Origin of the sequence: Desulfofustis glycolicus DSM 9705, assembly GCF_900130015.1 — a bacterium.
GTDB classification, from domain to species: Bacteria; Desulfobacterota; Desulfobulbia; order Desulfobulbales; family Desulfocapsaceae; genus Desulfofustis; species Desulfofustis glycolicus.
Genome location: NZ_FQXS01000023.1, coordinates 32,615 through 50,801, shown reverse-complemented (window position 1 = coordinate 50,801; position 18,187 = coordinate 32,615). Strand labels below are relative to the sequence as shown.

The 18,187-nt window shown below is 56.8% G+C and carries 17 protein-coding genes; 7 read left to right on the top strand and 10 right to left on the bottom strand.

Features of this window, described 5'->3' with window-relative positions; translation table 11 throughout:
* Positions 1–149: 149 nt before the first annotated feature.
* Complete coding sequence (gene nifH / locus BUC26_RS16665; protein ID WP_073377798.1) at positions 150–977, bottom strand: nitrogenase iron protein; 828 nt, start codon at positions 975–977, stop codon at positions 150–152.
* Between the two features lie 527 nt (positions 978–1,504).
* Here nifH and nifA point away from each other — a divergent pair.
* The 3 genes from nifA to BUC26_RS16650 all read left to right on the top strand — a co-directional run bounded on the left by nifA (position 1,505) and on the right by BUC26_RS16650 (position 5,141).
* Entirely contained in the window at positions 1,505–3,106 is a 1,602-nt protein-coding gene (gene nifA / locus BUC26_RS16660; RefSeq protein WP_073377796.1) for a nif-specific transcriptional activator NifA, read from the top strand.
* A gap of 326 nt (positions 3,107–3,432) precedes the next feature.
* A complete protein-coding gene (locus BUC26_RS16655) occupies positions 3,433–4,776 on the top strand; it encodes an ammonium transporter (RefSeq protein ID WP_244155878.1) in 1,344 nt (447 codons plus the stop codon).
* Between the two features lie 26 nt (positions 4,777–4,802).
* Positions 4,803–5,141 (top strand): P-II family nitrogen regulator, encoded by a 339-nt coding sequence (locus BUC26_RS16650; RefSeq protein WP_073377794.1) that lies wholly within the window; start codon positions 4,803–4,805, stop codon positions 5,139–5,141.
* Positions 5,142–5,220: 79 nt separating this feature from the next.
* Here BUC26_RS16650 and BUC26_RS16645 read toward each other — a convergent pair whose 3' ends face one another.
* The 4 genes from BUC26_RS16645 to BUC26_RS16630 form a co-directional block, all read right to left on the bottom strand.
* Complete coding sequence (locus BUC26_RS16645; protein ID WP_073377792.1) at positions 5,221–6,246, bottom strand: ABC transporter ATP-binding protein; 1,026 nt, start codon at positions 6,244–6,246, stop codon at positions 5,221–5,223.
* The gene (locus tag BUC26_RS16640; RefSeq protein ID WP_073377790.1) at positions 6,243–6,944 is read right to left on the bottom strand and encodes an ABC transporter permease; all 702 of its coding nucleotides are present in this window, start codon (positions 6,942–6,944) and stop codon (positions 6,243–6,245) included. Before BUC26_RS16640 ends, BUC26_RS16645 begins: the two co-directional genes overlap by 4 nt.
* Before the next feature lie 112 nt (positions 6,945–7,056).
* Complete coding sequence (locus BUC26_RS16635) at positions 7,057–7,899, bottom strand: ABC transporter substrate-binding protein (RefSeq protein ID WP_073377788.1); 843 nt, start codon at positions 7,897–7,899, stop codon at positions 7,057–7,059.
* Between the two features lie 335 nt (positions 7,900–8,234).
* Positions 8,235–9,347 carry a homocitrate synthase/isopropylmalate synthase family protein gene (locus BUC26_RS16630; RefSeq protein WP_073377786.1) on the bottom strand — a complete coding sequence of 371 codons (1,113 nt, stop codon included), beginning with the start codon at positions 9,345–9,347 and terminating at the stop codon, positions 8,235–8,237.
* A gap of 497 nt (positions 9,348–9,844) precedes the next feature.
* Between BUC26_RS16630 and BUC26_RS16625 the strand changes: the two genes are divergently transcribed.
* Together BUC26_RS16625 and BUC26_RS16620 are read left to right on the top strand one after the other, a co-directional pair.
* The gene (locus BUC26_RS16625; protein ID WP_073377784.1) at positions 9,845–10,246 is read left to right on the top strand and encodes a hypothetical protein; all 402 of its coding nucleotides are present in this window, start codon (positions 9,845–9,847) and stop codon (positions 10,244–10,246) included.
* Between the two features lie 69 nt (positions 10,247–10,315).
* Complete coding sequence (locus BUC26_RS16620; RefSeq protein ID WP_073377782.1) at positions 10,316–10,747, top strand: gamma-glutamylcyclotransferase family protein; 432 nt, start codon at positions 10,316–10,318, stop codon at positions 10,745–10,747.
* Positions 10,748–10,764: 17 nt separating this feature from the next.
* Here the strand turns inward: BUC26_RS16620 and BUC26_RS16615 are convergent, their stop codons facing one another.
* The 3 genes from BUC26_RS16615 to BUC26_RS16605 all read right to left on the bottom strand — a co-directional run bounded on the left by BUC26_RS16615 (position 10,765) and on the right by BUC26_RS16605 (position 12,353).
* Positions 10,765–11,589 (bottom strand): DUF169 domain-containing protein, encoded by an 825-nt coding sequence (locus tag BUC26_RS16615; RefSeq protein ID WP_073377780.1) that lies wholly within the window; start codon positions 11,587–11,589, stop codon positions 10,765–10,767.
* 135 nt (positions 11,590–11,724) lie between these two features.
* On the bottom strand, positions 11,725–12,162 hold the full coding sequence (locus BUC26_RS16610; RefSeq protein WP_073377778.1) for a DUF3465 domain-containing protein: 438 nt from the start codon (positions 12,160–12,162) through the stop codon (positions 11,725–11,727).
* A complete protein-coding gene (locus BUC26_RS16605; protein ID WP_073377776.1) occupies positions 12,159–12,353 on the bottom strand; it encodes a hypothetical protein in 195 nt (64 codons plus the stop codon). Before BUC26_RS16605 ends, BUC26_RS16610 begins: the two co-directional genes overlap by 4 nt.
* Before the next feature lie 133 nt (positions 12,354–12,486).
* Here BUC26_RS16605 and BUC26_RS16600 point away from each other — a divergent pair, with 133 nt between their 5' ends.
* Positions 12,487–14,619: a Tex family protein gene (locus BUC26_RS16600; RefSeq protein WP_073377774.1), complete on the top strand. Its 2,133-nt coding sequence runs from the start codon at positions 12,487–12,489 to the stop codon at positions 14,617–14,619.
* Between the two features lie 18 nt (positions 14,620–14,637).
* Here the strand turns inward: BUC26_RS16600 and BUC26_RS16595 are convergent, their stop codons facing one another.
* Both BUC26_RS16595 and BUC26_RS16590 read right to left on the bottom strand, forming a co-directional pair.
* Positions 14,638–15,501: a polysaccharide deacetylase family protein gene (locus BUC26_RS16595; RefSeq protein WP_073377772.1), complete on the bottom strand. Its 864-nt coding sequence runs from the start codon at positions 15,499–15,501 to the stop codon at positions 14,638–14,640.
* Complete coding sequence (locus BUC26_RS16590) at positions 15,498–16,271, bottom strand: glycosyltransferase family 25 protein (RefSeq protein ID WP_084540722.1); 774 nt, start codon at positions 16,269–16,271, stop codon at positions 15,498–15,500. Before BUC26_RS16590 ends, BUC26_RS16595 begins: the two co-directional genes overlap by 4 nt.
* 292 nt (positions 16,272–16,563) lie before the next feature.
* Here BUC26_RS16590 and BUC26_RS16585 point away from each other — a divergent pair, with 292 nt between their 5' ends.
* Positions 16,564–17,997, top strand: a complete 1,434-nt coding sequence (locus tag BUC26_RS16585; RefSeq protein ID WP_073377770.1) for a B12-binding domain-containing radical SAM protein — start codon at positions 16,564–16,566, stop codon at positions 17,995–17,997.
* Positions 17,998–18,187 lie beyond the last annotated feature (190 nt).

Sequence of the window (18,187 nt, the reverse complement as noted above, 5' to 3'; positions counted from 1 at the left end):
GGCTGCATCGCCAAGGTTCGGCGAAGCGCAGAATCAGGTCCGAAAATGGCGGAAAGATCCGCAACCGAAAGGAGGCCGACCCACCCTGTATCGACCACGGCGATGATTTTCAGTGTTCGTTGTGCACCCCGTCATGGGGGAAAATTTGATTAGGCGGCCAGCAAGCCGTAATCGAGCAGCAATTGTTCGAGTTCTTCGATGGCCAGAGGTTTGGGAACGACAAACATCTTGTTGTCATCAATCGCCTTGGCCAGCCCCCGATATTCATCAGCCTGCGAGCAATCAGGTTGCCACTCAATAACTGTTTTTCGGTTGATCTCGGCTCGCTGCACGTCATTATGGCGTGGCACGAAATAGATCATCTGGGTACCGAGCCGCTTGGCCAACTCGATGATCATTTCTCGTTCGTTATCCACGTTGCGCGAATTGCAGATCAAGCCGCCAAGCCGGACACTGCCGGACTGCGCGTACTTCATGATCCCTTTACAAATGTTGTTGGCGGCATACATGGCCATCATTTCTCCGGAACAGACGATATAGATCTCTTCGGCCTTACCGTCGCGAATCGGCATCGCAAATCCACCGCAGACCACGTCGCCAAGTACGTCATAAAAGGCATAATCGAGGCCCTCTCGTTCATCGTACGCACCGAGCGCCTCGAGCATGTTGATCGAGGTGATGATGCCCCGTCCGGCACAGCCGACCCCGGGTTCAGGCCCACCCGATTCCACCGACCAGGAACCGCCGAAACTAGGTTTGCGGATGTCATCGAGTTCGACGTCCTCACCTTCCTCCCGAAGGGTGTCCAGTACCGATTTCTGGGCCAGGCCGCCGAGCAGGAGCCGGGTTGAGTCGGCTTTCGGGTCGCAGCCGACGACCATCACTTTCCTGCCCATCTCCGCCAAACCGGCAACGGTATTCTGGGTTGTCGTTGATTTACCGATGCCGCCTTTACCGTAAATTGCCACTTTCCTCATCGCTCCCTCCTCTTGCTGGGAATTAGTTCGCCTGAAACATTCTCATACCACTCTGGACACAACCGGCAGGGTGGCTACTGGTTGTTGCCCTCCCTTACAGCAAGCCCTGTGCCAACGACTACAGTTTCATTTTTATTGCTTATTTGTAATGCGTTAAGAAGCCTTTCAGAGAAACATGCGCGTTTCCCAAGCCCATCAGCGATTCCGACATTTCCAACAATTTTGTCGCCCATCTGACACAGCAATGAAACATTATGACGACTCGACTTGTGTCACATTTATGTAATTTTTATTTATAAATATTTACCGCTATTGTAATTTTTCTGCCTCGCGCCCATTCCTTCGATCACCACATCTTACATGTTTTCAGCTTGTTGACAGGTAATCACCATGATGGAACACCATTTGTATAAGGACCTGCAGTATTCACAGCAGCCATACGGCGCTCTGTCCAACGCATGGTAGCGTTCCGTACACATCTGCCGGCATCCGAACTCACCTATCCATGTCCAGTAAAGGAACAGGCAATGCAGTCAAACCCAAAGGGAGCGGCACCGGGAACACACGGGATTCAACACCTCGAGTTACTGGCTCTCTACAATATCACCAAACTGATCGGCAATGCGGTGGATTTGGACACGACGCTCGACAGCATCCTCGCCGTGCTCAACGATACTCTGAAGATGGAACGGGCTACGCTGCTGCTCTACGATCGATTATCCGAACGGCTGACCATCAAGGCATCATGCGGTCTGTCAAACGAAGAAGAGCAACGTGGCGTCTATCGACCTGACGAAGGGGTCTGTGGTCAGATTTTCCAGACGCGCTCACCCTTTGTCGTGCCGGACATCAGCAGCGAACCACTCTTTCTCAATCGTACCGGCGCCCGACTCGGCCTGACTCGCAGCACTATCTCCTTTCTTGGTGTGCCGGTCATTGTCCATGATCACCCCGAAGGAGTTCTCACCGTCGATCGCCTTTTTGACGAAGACGTCTCGTTCGAGGAAGACATTCACTTCCTGACCATTCTGGCAACGCTGATCGGTCAATTCCTGACCCTGCACCGCGCCATTGAGAAAAAGGAGAAAAAGCTGATCAAGGAAAACGAGACGCTCAAGGCACGCCTGCACGCACCGCATGGTCGCCATTCGATTATCGGCCACTCCAAGCCGATACAGGAAGTCTTCGGAATCATCAACAAGATCGCCGCCAGTTCCGCCACGGTTCTGTTGCTCGGTGAATCGGGCACCGGCAAGGAACTGGTCGCACGAGCTATCCACGAAAGCGGGGACCGCCGGCACAAAGCGTTCATCAAGGTCAATTGCGCGGCCTTGCCGGAGGCGCTGCTGGAGAGTGAACTGTTCGGCCATGAGCGCGGCGCCTTTACCAATGCCCACGCGACCCGGCCGGGCAGGTTCGAACTCGCCGACGGGGGCACGATTTTTCTCGACGAAATCGGCGAGATGCCGCTCACCCTGCAGGTGAAAATGCTGCGAGTTCTCCAGGAAAAGCAATTTGAGCGGGTCGGCGGCACCAAGACCTTCAGCGTCGACGTACGTATCGTCGCCGCAACCAACGCCAGCCTTGAACGTGAAGTCAATCGCGGCCGTTTCCGCGCCGATCTTTACTACCGACTGAACGTGGTGCCAATCATGCTCCCCTCTCTGCGCGAGCGAAAAGAGGACATCCCGCTGCTCTTCAACCACTTCCTCAACAAGAGCAACGAGCGTAACAACCGGCAGATCAGGATGACCGCCGACCTGCTCGACTTTCTCATTGACTACCCGTGGCCCGGGAACGTTCGCGAAATGCAGAACCTGGTCGAACGGATGGTTATTCTCACCGAAGACGACCGGCTCACTACCGCCGACCTGCCGTCCACCCTTACTTCTCCCGACACAAGATTGCCGCCCACGGCACGGCCGGCGGCACCGGCGTCGCCTCCGTCCCCATCGTCGCCGGCCGGCAAATCACTGCAAGAAATTGAACGTGCGGAAGTCGAGGCGGCCCTGCGGCGGAACGGCTGGGTGCAGGTACGCGCCGCCCGGGAACTCGGCCTGACCCAACGCCAAATCGGCTACCGCATAAAAAAATACCGCCTGAGTCGCTTCGACTCTTTTCGATCTTGAAAGCAAACGGTTCCCGCGTACCCCTCGTGCCGGCCATCCGGTGCATGCTGCCGGCAACGCTATACGTTCGAGCAACCGATACAACTCGAAACACCGACGCATGTTACATATTTGTATTTTACGCATTTTTTGTGTTCCATTATTGTCATTTTATTGCTCGGTGCTTGCCTGGAGAATCACGCCAGAACGCTTCAAATTGCTGTTACTACGCACTTATCTATTTCATCTACAAATCTGGCACAACCTTTGCGTTAAACCCGGCAACCAACAAACACTCGTTTTAAGCACCGCTTCAAGACGAATCAACTCAACAAGGAGGACCGAACGTGAACAAAAGAATGAAGCTGAAACCCAAAACCTATTGGGGCGGCGCGATCTGCCTCGCCGCGCTGGCAGTGGCGTTTCCCGCTCTGGCCGATGAGGTGCAACTCGGCAATACGGTAATCGAACTCGCTTATGCGGTCGATACGTTCTATTTTCTGATGTCGGGAGCACTGGTCATGTGGATGGGTGCCGGTTTTGCGATGCTTGAAGCCGGACTCGTCCGCGGTAAGAACACCGTGGAGATTCTCACCAAGAACGTTGCCCTCTACTCCATCGCCTCGATCATGTACCTGATTGTAGGTTACAATATCATGTACGGCGGCGGACCGAACGGGGTCATCCCCGGGTTGAGCTTTTTCCTTGGCCCCGACCATGCCGCCGGCGATGTCCTGGCCAGCGGCGGAGAAACCTATTACTCGAGCATGGCAGATTTCTTCTTCCAGGTGGTCTTCGTGGCGACCGCGATGTCGATTGTTTCCGGCGCCGTCGCCGAACGGATGAAATTATGGGCCTTTCTGCTCTTTGCTGTGGTCATGACCGGTTTTATTTACCCGGTGCAGGGCTATTGGAAATGGGGCGGCGGCTTTCTTGACGGGCTTGGCTTTCTCGATTTTGCCGGCTCGGGCGTTGTTCACCTGTGCGGCGCCTCAGCAGCTATCGCCGGTGTCCTGCTGCTCGGCCCACGGAAAGGCAAGTACAGTGGCGGTCGTATCAACGCCATCCCCGGCGCCAACCTGCCGCTGGCGACCCTGGGAACCTTTATCCTGTGGCTCGGCTGGTTCGGGTTCAACGGCGGCTCCGAACTGAAAATAAGCAATATCGAAGAAGCAAACGCCGTCTCCATGGTCTTTGTCAACACCAATACCGCCGCGGCCGGCGGCCTGGTTGCGGCCTTGCTGCTGTCCCGTGCTTGGTTCGGCAAGGCCGACCTGACCATGGCACTCAACGGCGCCCTTGCCGGCCTGGTGGCCATTACCGCCGAACCGTTGACTCCCAGTCCGTTGCTCGCTACCATCGTCGGCGCCATCGGCGGCCTGATCGTTGTTACCTCGATCATATTCATTGACAAAGCAAAAATCGACGACCCGGTCGGCGCCATCTCGGTCCATGGGGTCGTCGGCATCTGGGGCCTGATTGCCGTCTCCTTCACCAACCCCGACGGGTCGCTTATCGCCCAGTTGATCGGCGTGGTGACCATTTTTTCCTGGGTATTCGGAACCAGTTTCGTCACCTGGCTCATCATCAAAGCGATCCTCGGTATCCGGGTCAGCGAGGAAGAAGAGATGGTCGGTTGCGATATCTCGGAGTGTGGCCTCGACGCCTACCCGGAATTCACCAAAGATTGATCATCTACTAACCAGAGGAGACCCCCATGAAGAAAATCGAGGCGATTATCAAGCCATTCAAGCTTGAGGAAGTCAAAGAAGCACTGACAGAGATCGGCATCACCGGTATGACCATTTCCGAAATCAAGGGTTACGGCCGGCAGAAGGGCCATACCGAGGTCTATCGGGGCGCTGAATACAAGGTGGAGTTCAATCCGAAAATCAAAATCGAATTGATCATCGACTCACCGCTTGTCGACAAGGCCGTCGAGGCAGTGCGCAAGGCGGCCAATACCGGCAAGATTGGAGATGGCAAAATCTTTGTTCTGCCGGTGGAAAACGTGGTGCGAATCCGCACCGGAGAGCAGGGAAAAGACGCCATATAGATACCGGCAGAACCGCACACTCCTCTCCCGTTCCCCCGACGCTTAGCGACGGGGGAACGGCTCTCGTTCCATCACCGGCTCAACCCTGAACCGCCTGAATGGCGTCCGGATCGATCGCCACCCGAACAGTGTCGCCGACCATGATTCCGGAATCGACAGCCTCATCCCGTGACAGCACCGTCTTGAGCGGAATGCCGATATCCACATGGAGTTTGACGGCATCTCCTTCCAATGTCATCTGCAGCACTCTACCGCTGTGCAGGACAGAAGTAAAAGCGACGTTTTGGCGTTCGGCGGCAGAGTAGACGCGAATCCCTTCCGGTTTCACCGCGATCCTTACAGGTCCCGACGGTAACCGTTGTCTCACTTCCAGTTCAACGGTCGGGCCAAGGGTGCAGACCGAACGATCCGGCCGATGTGCGATAATGCCCGACAGCACGTTTTCTCCGCCGGGCCCGGTCACCTTGCCGGCAAACAGAAAAATCCGTCGTTCTGCCAGCCGGGCGGCTTCGAGGCGCTTGTGTGTGGCGAAAATTACCGAGACCCGCTGCTGCCGGCGAATATCCTGAATAACCGCTTCGATCAGCGCCTGGTTCTCCACGTCAACACTGGCCGTTGGTTCGTCGAAGAGCATGACGTCCGGTTCACAGGCAAGCGCCCGGGCGATAGCCACTCGCTGCGTCTCGCCTCCCGACAACCGATGGGCCTGCCGATCGGCGAAGGCGTGCAGACCGACACGCTCGAGCGCTGCTTCGGCCGCCGCCCGGCGTTTGCGGGACGGAATCCCTCGCATACGCAGCCCATATTCGACATTTTTGATGACCGTCGTCGAGAACATGATCGGATGCTGGTCGACCAGCACAACCTTTCTCCGCAACAGGTGCAGCGTTTTTTCCCGCCAGTCGACAACCCGCCCTTGGAAACGAATCTCGCCGGCAGTCGGTGGCTCGAGGAAGGCGAGGATGTTTAGCAGCGTCGATTTACCGCTGCCGTTTGGCCCCTGCAACGAATAACTGCTTGCGGCGGACAATTCCAGATGCTCGATATCGAGAACAGTCCTACCTTCGAATACCTGGCGTACGCCGGTCAGCGAGAAAAGCGTCATCGCTGGACTCCGTATCGTCCTTGAATCAACTGGAAAACGATATTCATCACAAGACTGACCGACAAGAGGACGATGCCCAGAGCGACGGCCAGCACGAACTCGCCCTTGTTATGTTCCAGCGCCATGGCGGTGGTCATCGTCCTAGTGAACCCTTTGATATTGCCGCCAAGCATCATAGCTATGCCGATTTCCGCGATAACCCTGCCAAATGCGGCAATAATGGCGGCGATGATACCGAATCTCGCCTCCCTTGCAACAACCAGCGCCGCATGCAGGCGGGTGGCTCCCAGCGTCAAAGCGGTATAACGATACCGTTCGTCAATACGACTGACCGCGGCCATAGTAAACACAGCCACCCAGGGTAGGATCAGAATTACCTGGCCAACGACAATGGCCTCCGGAGTATACAGCATACCCAGGAAACCAAGCACGCCCCGGCGGGACAGGAAAGCATAGACGAACAAACCGATAACCACGGTCGGCAGGGCCAGCAGCGTATTGAGGATGGTTATCAGAACTCGCTTACCGGAAAAGTGGTTGACAGCTATCAAAAAACCGAGCGGAACCCCGAATAGTGAGGCAATCAGCGTCGAAAAGAAGCTGACGGAAAGCGAGATATAAACGATGAAATACATCTCGTCGTCCAGAGACCAGATCATCTCTAGAGCGGCAGCGAGACTTTGGCTCAGGAAATCCATAACATGGTGCGCTCACTATATAAAATTCCGGAAGGCGCACGAGGCAACCTCCCGGAACCAGGGTATCTCCCGTTCTGATGCAGGGGCTTCCTGCTTATATCGACTCCTTCTGCTAGTTGGCGTCCGGGTAAAACAGTGGTTTGCCGAGCAATTTGTAGCTGCCGATGACTTCTTGACCGCGCGGGGAAACAAGCCATTTGGCAAACTGATCGGCCAATTCGAATTTTACATGGGGATGCTTGTCCGGATTGACCGGGATCACGCCATACGGGTTTTTCAACAGGTCGTCACCCTCGTAGACGATTTCCAGTTCGAGCGGTTCCTCACGGCCAAACTTGTAATTCAGGTAGGTGCCCCGATCGGCAAGGACATATCCCATTTTTTCCTGGGCGAAAATGAGCGCTTCGCCCATCCCTTGGCCAATGGAGAAATACCATCCGTCACTATCCTGCGGCGCGCCGGCATCGGTGACCGGCAACCCGGTGGCAGCCCAGAGCTGCTTTTCCCGGGAATGGGTGCCACTGTTGTCTCCGCGCGAGACAAACGGTGCCTCGGCTGCGGCAATCTGCTTCATCGCATCGACAACGCCCGGAGCAGACTTCAGTTTGGCCGGATCCGCCGGCGGGCCGACAAGGATGAAATCGTTGTACATCACGTAGTAGCGTTTCGTGCCGTACCCCTCGGCAACGAACGTCTTCTCTCGTTTCTGGTCGTGCACAAAGACCACATCGGCATTACCGTCCATGCCGTCTTTCAATGCCGCCCCGGTCCCCTTAGCCATCACTCGTACGGTTATACCGGTATCCTTTTGGAATTCGGGCAGCAGATAATCGAGCAACCCGGAGGCCTCGGTACTGGTTGTCGTGCTCATGGTGATAACTTTGTCTTCGGCTACAGCCATAGCGACAAAGCAGGAGAGAAGTAAGGCGATAGTACATAAAAACGTTTTCTTCATAATGATCATTCCTTTTATTGAGGTTGGGGGATCGTGCCGAAAACAATAGGAAACCTTGAAAAATTGTCATTTCGCTCAATCTCATCGTTGCGCAATCAAAGTTTATCCTCGGAATATCATATATATGCCTGCGGTAAAATTTTCATGCACGCCTCAATCTTGAACGAAATTCCGAATTTTTCAAGCTCTCCAATCCTGAGTAAAGATTACTCAGCAAAGATGAATTATTATTAAGTAGACAAGGGGCCTTCTTCAAACAAATTCGATTTTCTAACCCATAATGACCAGGAGCAACCCAGAACAACGGCATCTACCATATCCTTCCCTCGACAATTTTACTTTGCAAGCAAGGCGGTCAGCTCTTCCCTGGTCATCCCCCGTCCCAGGGAGCGTGCTCGATCACGGACTCTGCCGGCCTGTTCTGCCGAAAGACAACGCTCATCTCCTCCCTCTCCGGCCAGCATCTGCCGCATCGCCGCCCTGCCGCTCTTTGCGCCGACCTGCAGCATGCGACGAGCGCCAACCAGCTCCGGAGGATACGGTTCGTAGGTGCGGGAATCAACGAGCAATCCCTGTAAATGCAGCCCGCTTTCACAGGTGAAAATTGACGCTCCGGTCACCGGGGCCCATGGAGAGACCGGTCGGCGCGTCATTGCAGCGACTTCATGTGCCAACTCGACCAGACAGGAGATAGACAGTTCGGGGACATCGCGTACCAGCGTCAGATAACCGACTACTTCTTCGAGTCGTGCGCAGCCGCATCGCTCCCCGAGCCCAAGCACCGTTGCATCCACCCAGGTGGCGCCGGCATCGAGTGCCGCCAGGGCATTAGCGGTCGCCATCCCGAAATCGTTATGGGTGTGAACGGCAATTTGCGCGCTATGCAACGCTCGTCCTAATTCACCGACCAAGCCGGCCATCGCCAGGGGCGAGACAATGCCAACCGTATCAGCCAGACGTATCCGCCAGGCACCTGCCTCCTCAACCCGGGACGACAATTCCAACAGAAAAGTCCGATCGGCGCGGGTAGCGTCCTCAAAACCGATGGCGGCGGACAAGCCCAGTTCTCGAACCCGATGGATCGCGTCACAGGCCGTTCGTTCCGCCCACCGGCGATTTCTGCCGAGCTTGGTTGCCAGCAATAGATCGGAGACCGGAATGGACAACGAAACCGTATCGACTCCGGCTACGGCAGCCTGCTCGATGTCTTCGGCAAGGCATCGGCTCCACAACGAAAGTTGCAAGGAAGGATAGCGCTCACGACAAAAACGTACCAGCGATGCTTGACATGGCGCCAGCGGGGCGGCAAAGCCAAGCTCAACCTCACTGATTCCGATCCCGGACAACCATCCGATAATGAGACGTTTCTGTTCGGAGGTAAAGACCACACCGGGAGCCTGTTCGCCTTCTCGCAGGGTAGTGTCGATAATCTGATAACGTGTATTCATGGCTGCTCCGTTAATGATGGTTTTCCTTAATTGAGCAAGAACCGTGCCACTAAACAACGGTGTCCTGCCGGGCTGCAAAAATCAATCGCATAGCCACACAGCAGGGGATAGCTTTATAGCTCTGGGGATCTTGAAAATTCGGAATTTCGTTCAATATCGAGGCGCCAATCATTTTCCCGGCCAGCCCGGGGAAATGATTTTCGTATAACCCCCATGACGGGACGTCACAACGAACGATGAAAATCAGCGCCGTGGTCGGAATTGCTGGTTGGTTTTTGAAATTGAGCGGTGGACAGGTTAAAACCTGTCCCGCCGATTTTCATATAAAAAAAATCACGATGTGTATGGAACTTTGGTAAAGGCTGTCTGATCGTCTATAATGATTACCTGATAACGGCGAAGATCTTCTGCCGACGAAAAAGTGAAATACGGTCCACCAGATCCCGCCTAACGCTTGCTTTGTCAGCAATGGCCGCCACCGCGGCAAAGGTTTCCCGATGAAATCCATAGACAGACAGAGCTACCCCGACAGTGAGCTGACGATCTTCACCGCCCATGGAGTGATCAGCGCCGACACCATCCTCGAGGAATTGCACGATTACTACGGTGGTCAACCAACCCTGCATTCTCTCTGGGACTTTTCCACAGCAGACGTGACCTCCATCTCAAGCGACGATATCTCCTCGCTGGCCCACTATATAAGGCCACAAATCGCCAATCGCCGCGGCGGCAAATCCGCCCTGGTATTCGCCAAGGATCTTGACTTCGGTCTCGGCCGGATGATCGACGCACAGCTGGAAATCGAGGGCTCGCCAGTGGCGATGAGCAGCTTCAAGAGCAAAGCTGATGCCCTGGGGTGGCTGGATATTTCTCTTCCCGAAAGAGAACCTAAAGGATGATAGAAGGGGCTCCTGAAACGATACGTTTCTGCGGTCCGTTTCTCTGATTCTACCCTGGCTTCAATCACCATGCACATCTTCACGTACGGTTCACTGATGTTCCGGGAGGTCTGGTCCCGCGTTGTCCACGGTAATTACCGCTGCCGACCGGCGACGCTGCCCGGCTATCGACGCAAGGCCGTCAAGGGAGAAGTGTATCCGGTGGCGCTGAACGCTCTTCCGGAAGATCGGATAGACGGTATGGTCTATCTCGATATCGCAGCTGACGATATCGACAGACTCGATACCTTTGAAGGGGACTATTACCGTCGCCGGATCGAAGTGGTGTCAATCTCTGCCGACACAACGACCAAGGCCGGCGTCTACGTACTCAACCCGGACCATCGCTCCATCGTCGCAGAAGAGGATTGGGATGCAGAGCTGTTTCGGCGGAGCAGCTTGCCGTATTTTCTCAGCTCGTATCTCGGTTTTCACAGGGGGGCGTCAATCGGTGAGCAATAACCGTCGCTACATGGTGCTCAAAACGACCCCATCGTGCGCAGTTCCCGCCAGGTGTCACCCGAGAGAAAACTCTCTTCGAGATTGTTCTCCATTTCCCGAAACAGTTTCAGCGGTACCGCAAAACTGAGGACGTCGTCGCGAAGCAGCCGCTTCAGGTATACCCGGGCGGACAGATCGTTAAGACCCAGCACTGCCCGCGGCAGATCACGCCGCGCCTCGGCCAGCGGATAAATGCCGATCGACTGACAGCCGGCGGCATACGGAAAAATCACATTTTCATTATGGCCGCGACCATAATTGACCAACACGGTCAGCGCGGCAATCTGGTCCATGTTCCCGAAGAAGACGATGACCTCCGGTTGTTCCTCTTCCTCGATCACCTCGACGAGCGGTTTGAATACCACATAGGGAGCGGGTACCGTGGTGATCGGCAGGCTCTGGATAAATTGGCCGACCAGCTCCGGCGACTTGAAGTACCGCTCTCCATGGGTGAAATGTTTGAACGCCGCCGGCCGCATGAACGGCTTGACCTGCTCGGCCGCCTCCCGGCCATGGGACCACTGGTCGTTGCCGACCGACAAGAAATACTGAAAGCAGCCCTTGCCGCCGGGAAAATTTTCGTACTGATCGCCGAAACCGAGACCGGTCCCGCCGCCAAAGCAGCCAAAGCTGGAACGATCAAACACCGCGGTCTCCCCTTTCAAGACCGCCGCCACCATGAACATCACGCAGCCCCACTTGCCTTCTTTAAACTGCCTGGCCTGTTCGGGTTTGCTGTCGGCAAACAGCACGACCAGCGGCTCGTATTTCAGACCGATGGCATCGGCAACACTGCTGTACATGGCTCACCTCCCATTCGATAATCGTTTCCCTATCCGGTTATTACCGGCAACTGTCCTTGTTGCCATGCGATGAAATCAATCCCAGGGCTGGTCGGTTCTACCGGATGCTTTATCGCGAAGGTCCGGTGGTCGCCCCTAGCGATACAGACGTCCGTTATGCCTGATCCAACCATCCACATGTCTGCCCGCCGGATCATGATGGGTCCAGTGGATCACACCGCCCTGATCGTTATATTCATAGATCCCGAAGAACTCGACCTGGTCACCGATACGCAGCGTATCGATCCGTGGCGCCAGATCGATATTGTGGCTGACGAGCAGTGTCTGTCCGGTCGGCAACTCGAGAATAAAACGCTGATGCCGACTCCCCTGACGATCGTCTTTGAGAACCTTGATAATGGTTCCCCGCCCTTCGACCTGAATCGAACTGCGCCGATCACGAAAGGCCTGCTGCAGTTGCTCTGCGGAGGAGACGATCTCGCCGGACGGCTCGTCGAAAAACCAGTGATAACGCTGCTGCAGCACGACCAGCCCGAGCAGCAGCAGCAGAACCAGGACAATCCGCTGTCTCATGCCCGTTTTTCCCGCTTATTCGTGCTGCGCCGGATCACCTCGCGCCGCTCGTTTTCCGGCAATTCGGCTAGATAGCGGCGCCAACCGGGACAAAATCTGGTATGAAACAACCAGAGCCGGCCGAGCAATGAGCTCGGGTTGGTTTCATTTTTTTTCCGGAACGAACAACTGTCACAACGGTGCCGGGCCATTGATCTCCTCCCGCGGATATCCCCGCCAATCTCTCTTGCGTTGCCATCACTTCGTTACTATGATGGCGCCATCCCGGTTCACCGGAATGACCTGCGAACCATACCATAAACATGCCTGCTTTCACGTTTGAAAATGACCGTCCCGGCAACCCATCATCTGACTATCGCTGCATGGCTCGGCATAACCGGCCGACAGGTTGCGGCCGCCGCCGAACTGTTTGACGGTGGCGCCACCGTCCCGTTTATCGCTCGCTACCGCAAGGAGGTTACCGGATGCCTTGACGAAGTCGCCTTGACCACCATCAAGGATCAACTCAGTCGGCATCATGAGCTGGTCAAGCGCCGGGCCGCCGTCATTTCTTCCCTGCAAGAGCGCCAATTGCTCACCGAGCAGCTGGCTGCCAATCTGAACGGGGCCACCACCCTGACCGAACTCGAGGATATCTACCTGCCGTTTCGCCCAAAACGCAGGACCCGAGCCGCCATCGCCCGGGAACGAGGGCTGGAACCGCTGGCCAAGCTGTTACTGGAGCAGGGTCAGGAGGAACTGGTACTCTCCAGGTTCATCAATCCCGACCAACAGGTACCGGACGCGGCGGCGGCCCTTGCCGGAGCGCGAGACATCATCGCCGAACGGGTTACCGAAGATCCGGCCACGAGAAGCGCCATGCGAGAGTTTTTTCGCCGCCGGGCGAGCGTCGTCTCGCGAGTGGTCGAGAAAAACCGCGAGGCCGCTGCGAAGTACCGCGACTATTTCCAGTGGCAGGAACCGATCACCCGGATCGCCGGACATCGGCTGCTGGCCCTGCTACGCGGCGAGACGGAAAAAATGCTGTCTGTATCGATCAGGCCCGATGAACAGGCGGCCCTCGCCGAGTTGACCAAGCGCTGGCTCAAACCTTCCCCACACCGCGATCAGGTGCTCGCCGCCATCGAAGACGGTTACAAACGACTGCTCGCTCCATCGCTGGAAAATGAGATCAGGCAGGAGTTCAAGGACAAGGCCGACCGCGAGGCCATCACCGTTTTTGCCGACAACCTGCGCCACCTGCTGCTCGCCCCGCCGCTCGGCCAGAAACGTGTCATGGCACTTGACCCGGGCTTTCGCACCGGCGCCAAGCTGGTCTGTCTCGACGGCCAGGGACGCCTCTTGCATACCACCACCATTTACCCGACCCAAGGGGAGAAACAGCGGTCGGCGGCAGCACAGACGGTCAAAGAACTGGCCGACACCTACCGAATCGAAGCCATCGCCGTCGGCAGCGGCACGGCCGGCCGGGAGACTGAAACCTTCATCAGAGAAGTGGGGCTCGACCAGCGAATCATGATCACCATGGTCAACGAGGACGGTGCTTCCATATATTCCGCTTCGGAGATCGCCCGACGCGAATTCCCCGACCTGGATCTTACCGTTCGTGGCGCGGTGTCCATCGGCAGACGGTTGCAGGACCCACTCGCAGAACTCGTCAAGATCGACCCGAAATCGATCGGGGTCGGACAATACCAGCACGATGTCAACCAGGCGCTGTTGAAAGCGAGCCTGGCGGAGGTCGTTGCCAGTTGCGTGAACAGCGTCGGCGTCGAGGTGAATTCCGCCAGCGGTGAACTGCTCACCCATGTGTCGGGCATCGGCGAGGCGCTGGCCGTAGCGATCGTCCACTATCGCGATCAACACGGACCGTTTCGCTCGCGCCGGGAACTCCTCAAGGTGCCACGACTCGGGGCCAAGGTCTTTGAACAGGCCGCCGGCTTTCTCAGGATCTCCGACGGCAGCCACCCGCTCGACGCCAGTGCGGTTCACCCGGAACGATACGGACTCGTGGAGCAGATGGCCGCCGACCTCGGCGCCACGGTTGCGGACGTACTCGCCTCACCATCCCTCCGCGAATCAATCGATGTCTCCGCCTATTGCAGCGAATCGATCGGCCTGCCGACGCTGACCGATATCATGGAAGAGTTGGCTCGACCGGGACGCGATCCGCGCCAACAATTTCAGTCCTTTCGCTTTGCCGAGGGTATCAACCAGCCTGCCGACCTGCAACCGGGCATGATCGTACCGGCGATCATCACCAACGTCACCACGTTCGGGGCCTTTGCCGATATCGGCGTGCATCGCGACGGCCTGATCCATATCAGCCAACTCGCCGATACCTTCGTGTCGGACCCGGCCGCCGTGGTCAGGGTTCGTCAGCAGGTACAGGTGCGGGTCCTGGAAGTGGACCTCGACAGACAACGCATCAGCCTGTCTATGAAAGGACTGGCCTGATCAAAACGGCGGGCTTGATCAGCTGCAATTGCGATCAGCCTGCTCGGCGGTTTTGGTCAAGACGGACATCGCCGGCCGACCGAGCAGTGTCGCCACGGGTATAATAGCCAGTCCTCGCTGTTCGATCCCGCTGATAAGTCGTTCAATCTCGGCCAGCAGGAGCGACAGATCGACGACCCGTCTTGGAGCCGTATCGTGGAGCAGCACGATATCTCCCGGCCGGAGTCGCCGCAAAATCCGTCCGGACAGACCATGAATCTTTCGATTTCCCCTGTCACCGGCTCGCCGACTGAAGGTCACGGCCGTCAACCCGCTTTGCCGCAACGGTTCGACATACCGGGGTGTATTGATGCCCACCGGTGGCCGAAAAAAATGCGGGCGAATACCGTGTGCGCCAAGCACCCGCTGTGTCAACTCGATCTCGGCGCTCAGCCTGGCTTCGCTGCGAAACATGATGAAGTTGTCATGGCTGTAAGAGTGATTGCCGATGCTGTGCCCATCGGCCAACAACGCATCGATCAGGTGCGGATAACGCTCAGCCCGCTCGCCGGTAACAAAAAAAACAGCCTGCAACCGGTGCTGCCGAAGCAGTGCCAAGACGGCAGGCGTCGCGACGGGATCGGGGCCGTCGTCAAAGCTCAGGCAGATACCGGCCGAGGCGTCCGGTCCCCGGCCGATTACCGGAAAAAAAAAGGAGACCCCGGGGAAAAACGGAATTATGGCACATACCAGCACAAAAATAGCCAGAACACCAATGACAAGTTGGGATGAAATGAAGGCCAGCGGAACGCTCAGTGCAAACACGGCGATACCGAGCCGCTCGGCCGGCGACCAGTATCGCAGTCCGGACCCCGATTCTCCAGGTGGCTGTCGACGTATCATAGAATCGCCTGGAAGCAAGCCAGACCGATCACCAGCAGGGCGAGCAGATGAGCGGCGATGATCGTTCGTTTGTGCCGCTGATAAAATTCATTGGCGCGCTGGATCTGTTTCAGTCCGCCGCAGAACCGGCGAAACCGATCGAGCGGCAGATAGCGGTCATTGTCGGAAGCGGCGTTGCTTTGGAAGGCAACGGACGGGTAGAGCGCATACATCTGCTTGCTCTGCATATCCCGCAGCATCGCATCGAAGGCAATGCCGCTCCACGGGTGATGCTCGACCAGTTCGCGGGCACATGCGGCGGTTACGGCATAGGCATGAGCAAGGCTGCGATACTCGATTCTGACCACTGACTGGAACGCGGTCTTTTCGCTCCGATTCACCAGACAGCCGAGAAAAAAGAATTGCCAGTCGTCGTTGGCCTCCAAGAAGCTGATCATGTCCTCGATGAGGGCCGGCGAAACGCGGTGAAAGACGGCATCGTCCTCGAAGATAAGCATTCGTCGCGCACCCGCGGCCAGACCCATTTTCATGCACAACCGGTGCGATTCATAAATTCCCCGTTCACTATCGCCGAGATCTTTGTCAACCAGCACGAATTGAACTGCATCGGCCAGACCGACGCGGGAAAAATGGGCCTGGGCGGTCGCTCTTCGGTCCGTTCTGTTTTTCAATGAGATGCAATAGATACGGTCAAAAAAGGACCACGCCCCGGTGGTGGCGGCCGTGACACTATGATCTTCACCTTTGGTTGTTGCGGAGTTCCAATCCATTTTGCTAGTATGCACGGGCGGAAAAACCTTAAGGGAACCCTGAAAAATTGTCATTTCGCCCAATCTCATCGTTGCGCAAGCAAATTTATCCTCGGAATATCGTGTTGTATATGCCTGCGGTAAAATTTTCTTGCGCGCCTCGATCTTGAACGAAATTCCGAATTTTTCAAGCTCCCCTAAAGCGGCGGAAACAGCGACAGACCGGAACACTAACCTGGCAAACAGCCTTGTTATTTACCTTCCCACAGCGCAAAATTCAAGCGGATTAATACGTTAGACAAGGAGTGCCAGCATGCGAATCGTTCTCGTTCACCCCGCCGGCTCAAACTGGGTGCCGGGGAAAAAGGACGTCAGCGCCACCGCCAATCGCATGGCTCCGCTCGGTCTGCTCTGCATCGCCGCCTATCTGGAACGGCAGGGATATGCGGTGGCTATCGAAGACTGCCTCGGCCCGCGGCCGGCCGCCACCCCGGAAGAAACGGTACGACGGATCCTTGCCCACCGGCCCGATCTGGTCGGGTTCTCCACCACCACCTCGGGTTTTCTCGACGCCTGCGACCTCGCCGCACTGATCAAGCAAGACCATCCGGACATCAGCACCGTATTCGGCGGGGTACACGTCTCGGCCCTGGGGGGCGTGCTGCTCGAGAGATTCGCACCGATCGATTATCTCTGTCTCGGTGAAGGAGAACAGACCCTCGCAGAGCTGGCGGCCGGCGTGGCGCCTGCCGAAATTACCGGCCTGGCCTGGCGGGACAACGGCGCGGTACGGGTCAATGAGAAACGGGAGCCGATCGGAGATCTGGACAGCCTGCCCTTCCCGGCCTACGAAAAGCTGGCCGGTTTTCCAAAACAGTATCATCTGCCGCTGTTCAGCTACATCGAGCCACCCGGCGCGACAATGGTCACCAGCCGGGGGTGTCCGTATCAATGCTCCTATTGCGATCGATCGGTATTCAAGCGCGGTTACCGTTACAACTCGGCACCGTATATCTACGAGCACATGAGCTACCTGCGCCGTCGCTTCGGTATACGGCACATCAACATTTACGACGATCTGTTCACACTGCAGCGCCAGCGTGTCGAATCGCTGTGCCGACTGCTGATCGACAAACCGTTGGGACTACACTTCAACTGCGCAGTGCGGGTCGGTCATGCCGATGAGGAGCTGCTCAAGCTACTCAAGAGGGCCGGCTGTCTGATGGTTTCCGTCGGTATTGAAAGTGGTGACCCAGATCTGCTGGAGACGCATAAGCCGGGTGTCTACCTGGAGGAAGTGCGGACGACCGTCAGGCGAATCCACGATGTCGGCCTGCGAGTCAAGGGGTTGTTCATGATGGGGCTACCCGGCGAAACCGAGGAATCGATCAAGACGACCAGCGACTTCGTCGTCTCCCTCGACCTTGATGACATGAATATGGCTAAATTCACACCGTTTCACGGCGCTCCCGTCTGGCAGACCATATCCGGGCAGGGACAGGTCGCTGAGGACTGGCGGAAAATGAACTGCCTCAACTTCGTTTTCCTGCCGCGGGATATCGAATCCTGGGAGCGGCTCGACTATCTCTACAACACCCACGTCAAACGTTTTTATTCAGATCCCGGCTGGCGCAAGCGGTTTCGCTCCCGCTTGTGGCAGCACCGTCACAGCCTGTACCGCCTGGTCCGCGACCTGCCCGATTTCCTGTCGGCGATGCGAACCTTTGAGCCGGGGCAAGGCCACTGATTGGCGTCGTGGCCGGAAGGGCTGGCCGGTCCTGCCGGAGGCTGCATCGCGAAGGCCCGGCGGGCCGGAGAATCAGGCCCGTAGGGCGGCGGACAGGACATCCGCCGCCGGCGGCCAGGCCATGGATGGCCTGTCTGCCGGCCTCGAAGGCCAGCCGATCAGGCCGCAGCGCAGCAGCCGGAGGCAGGAC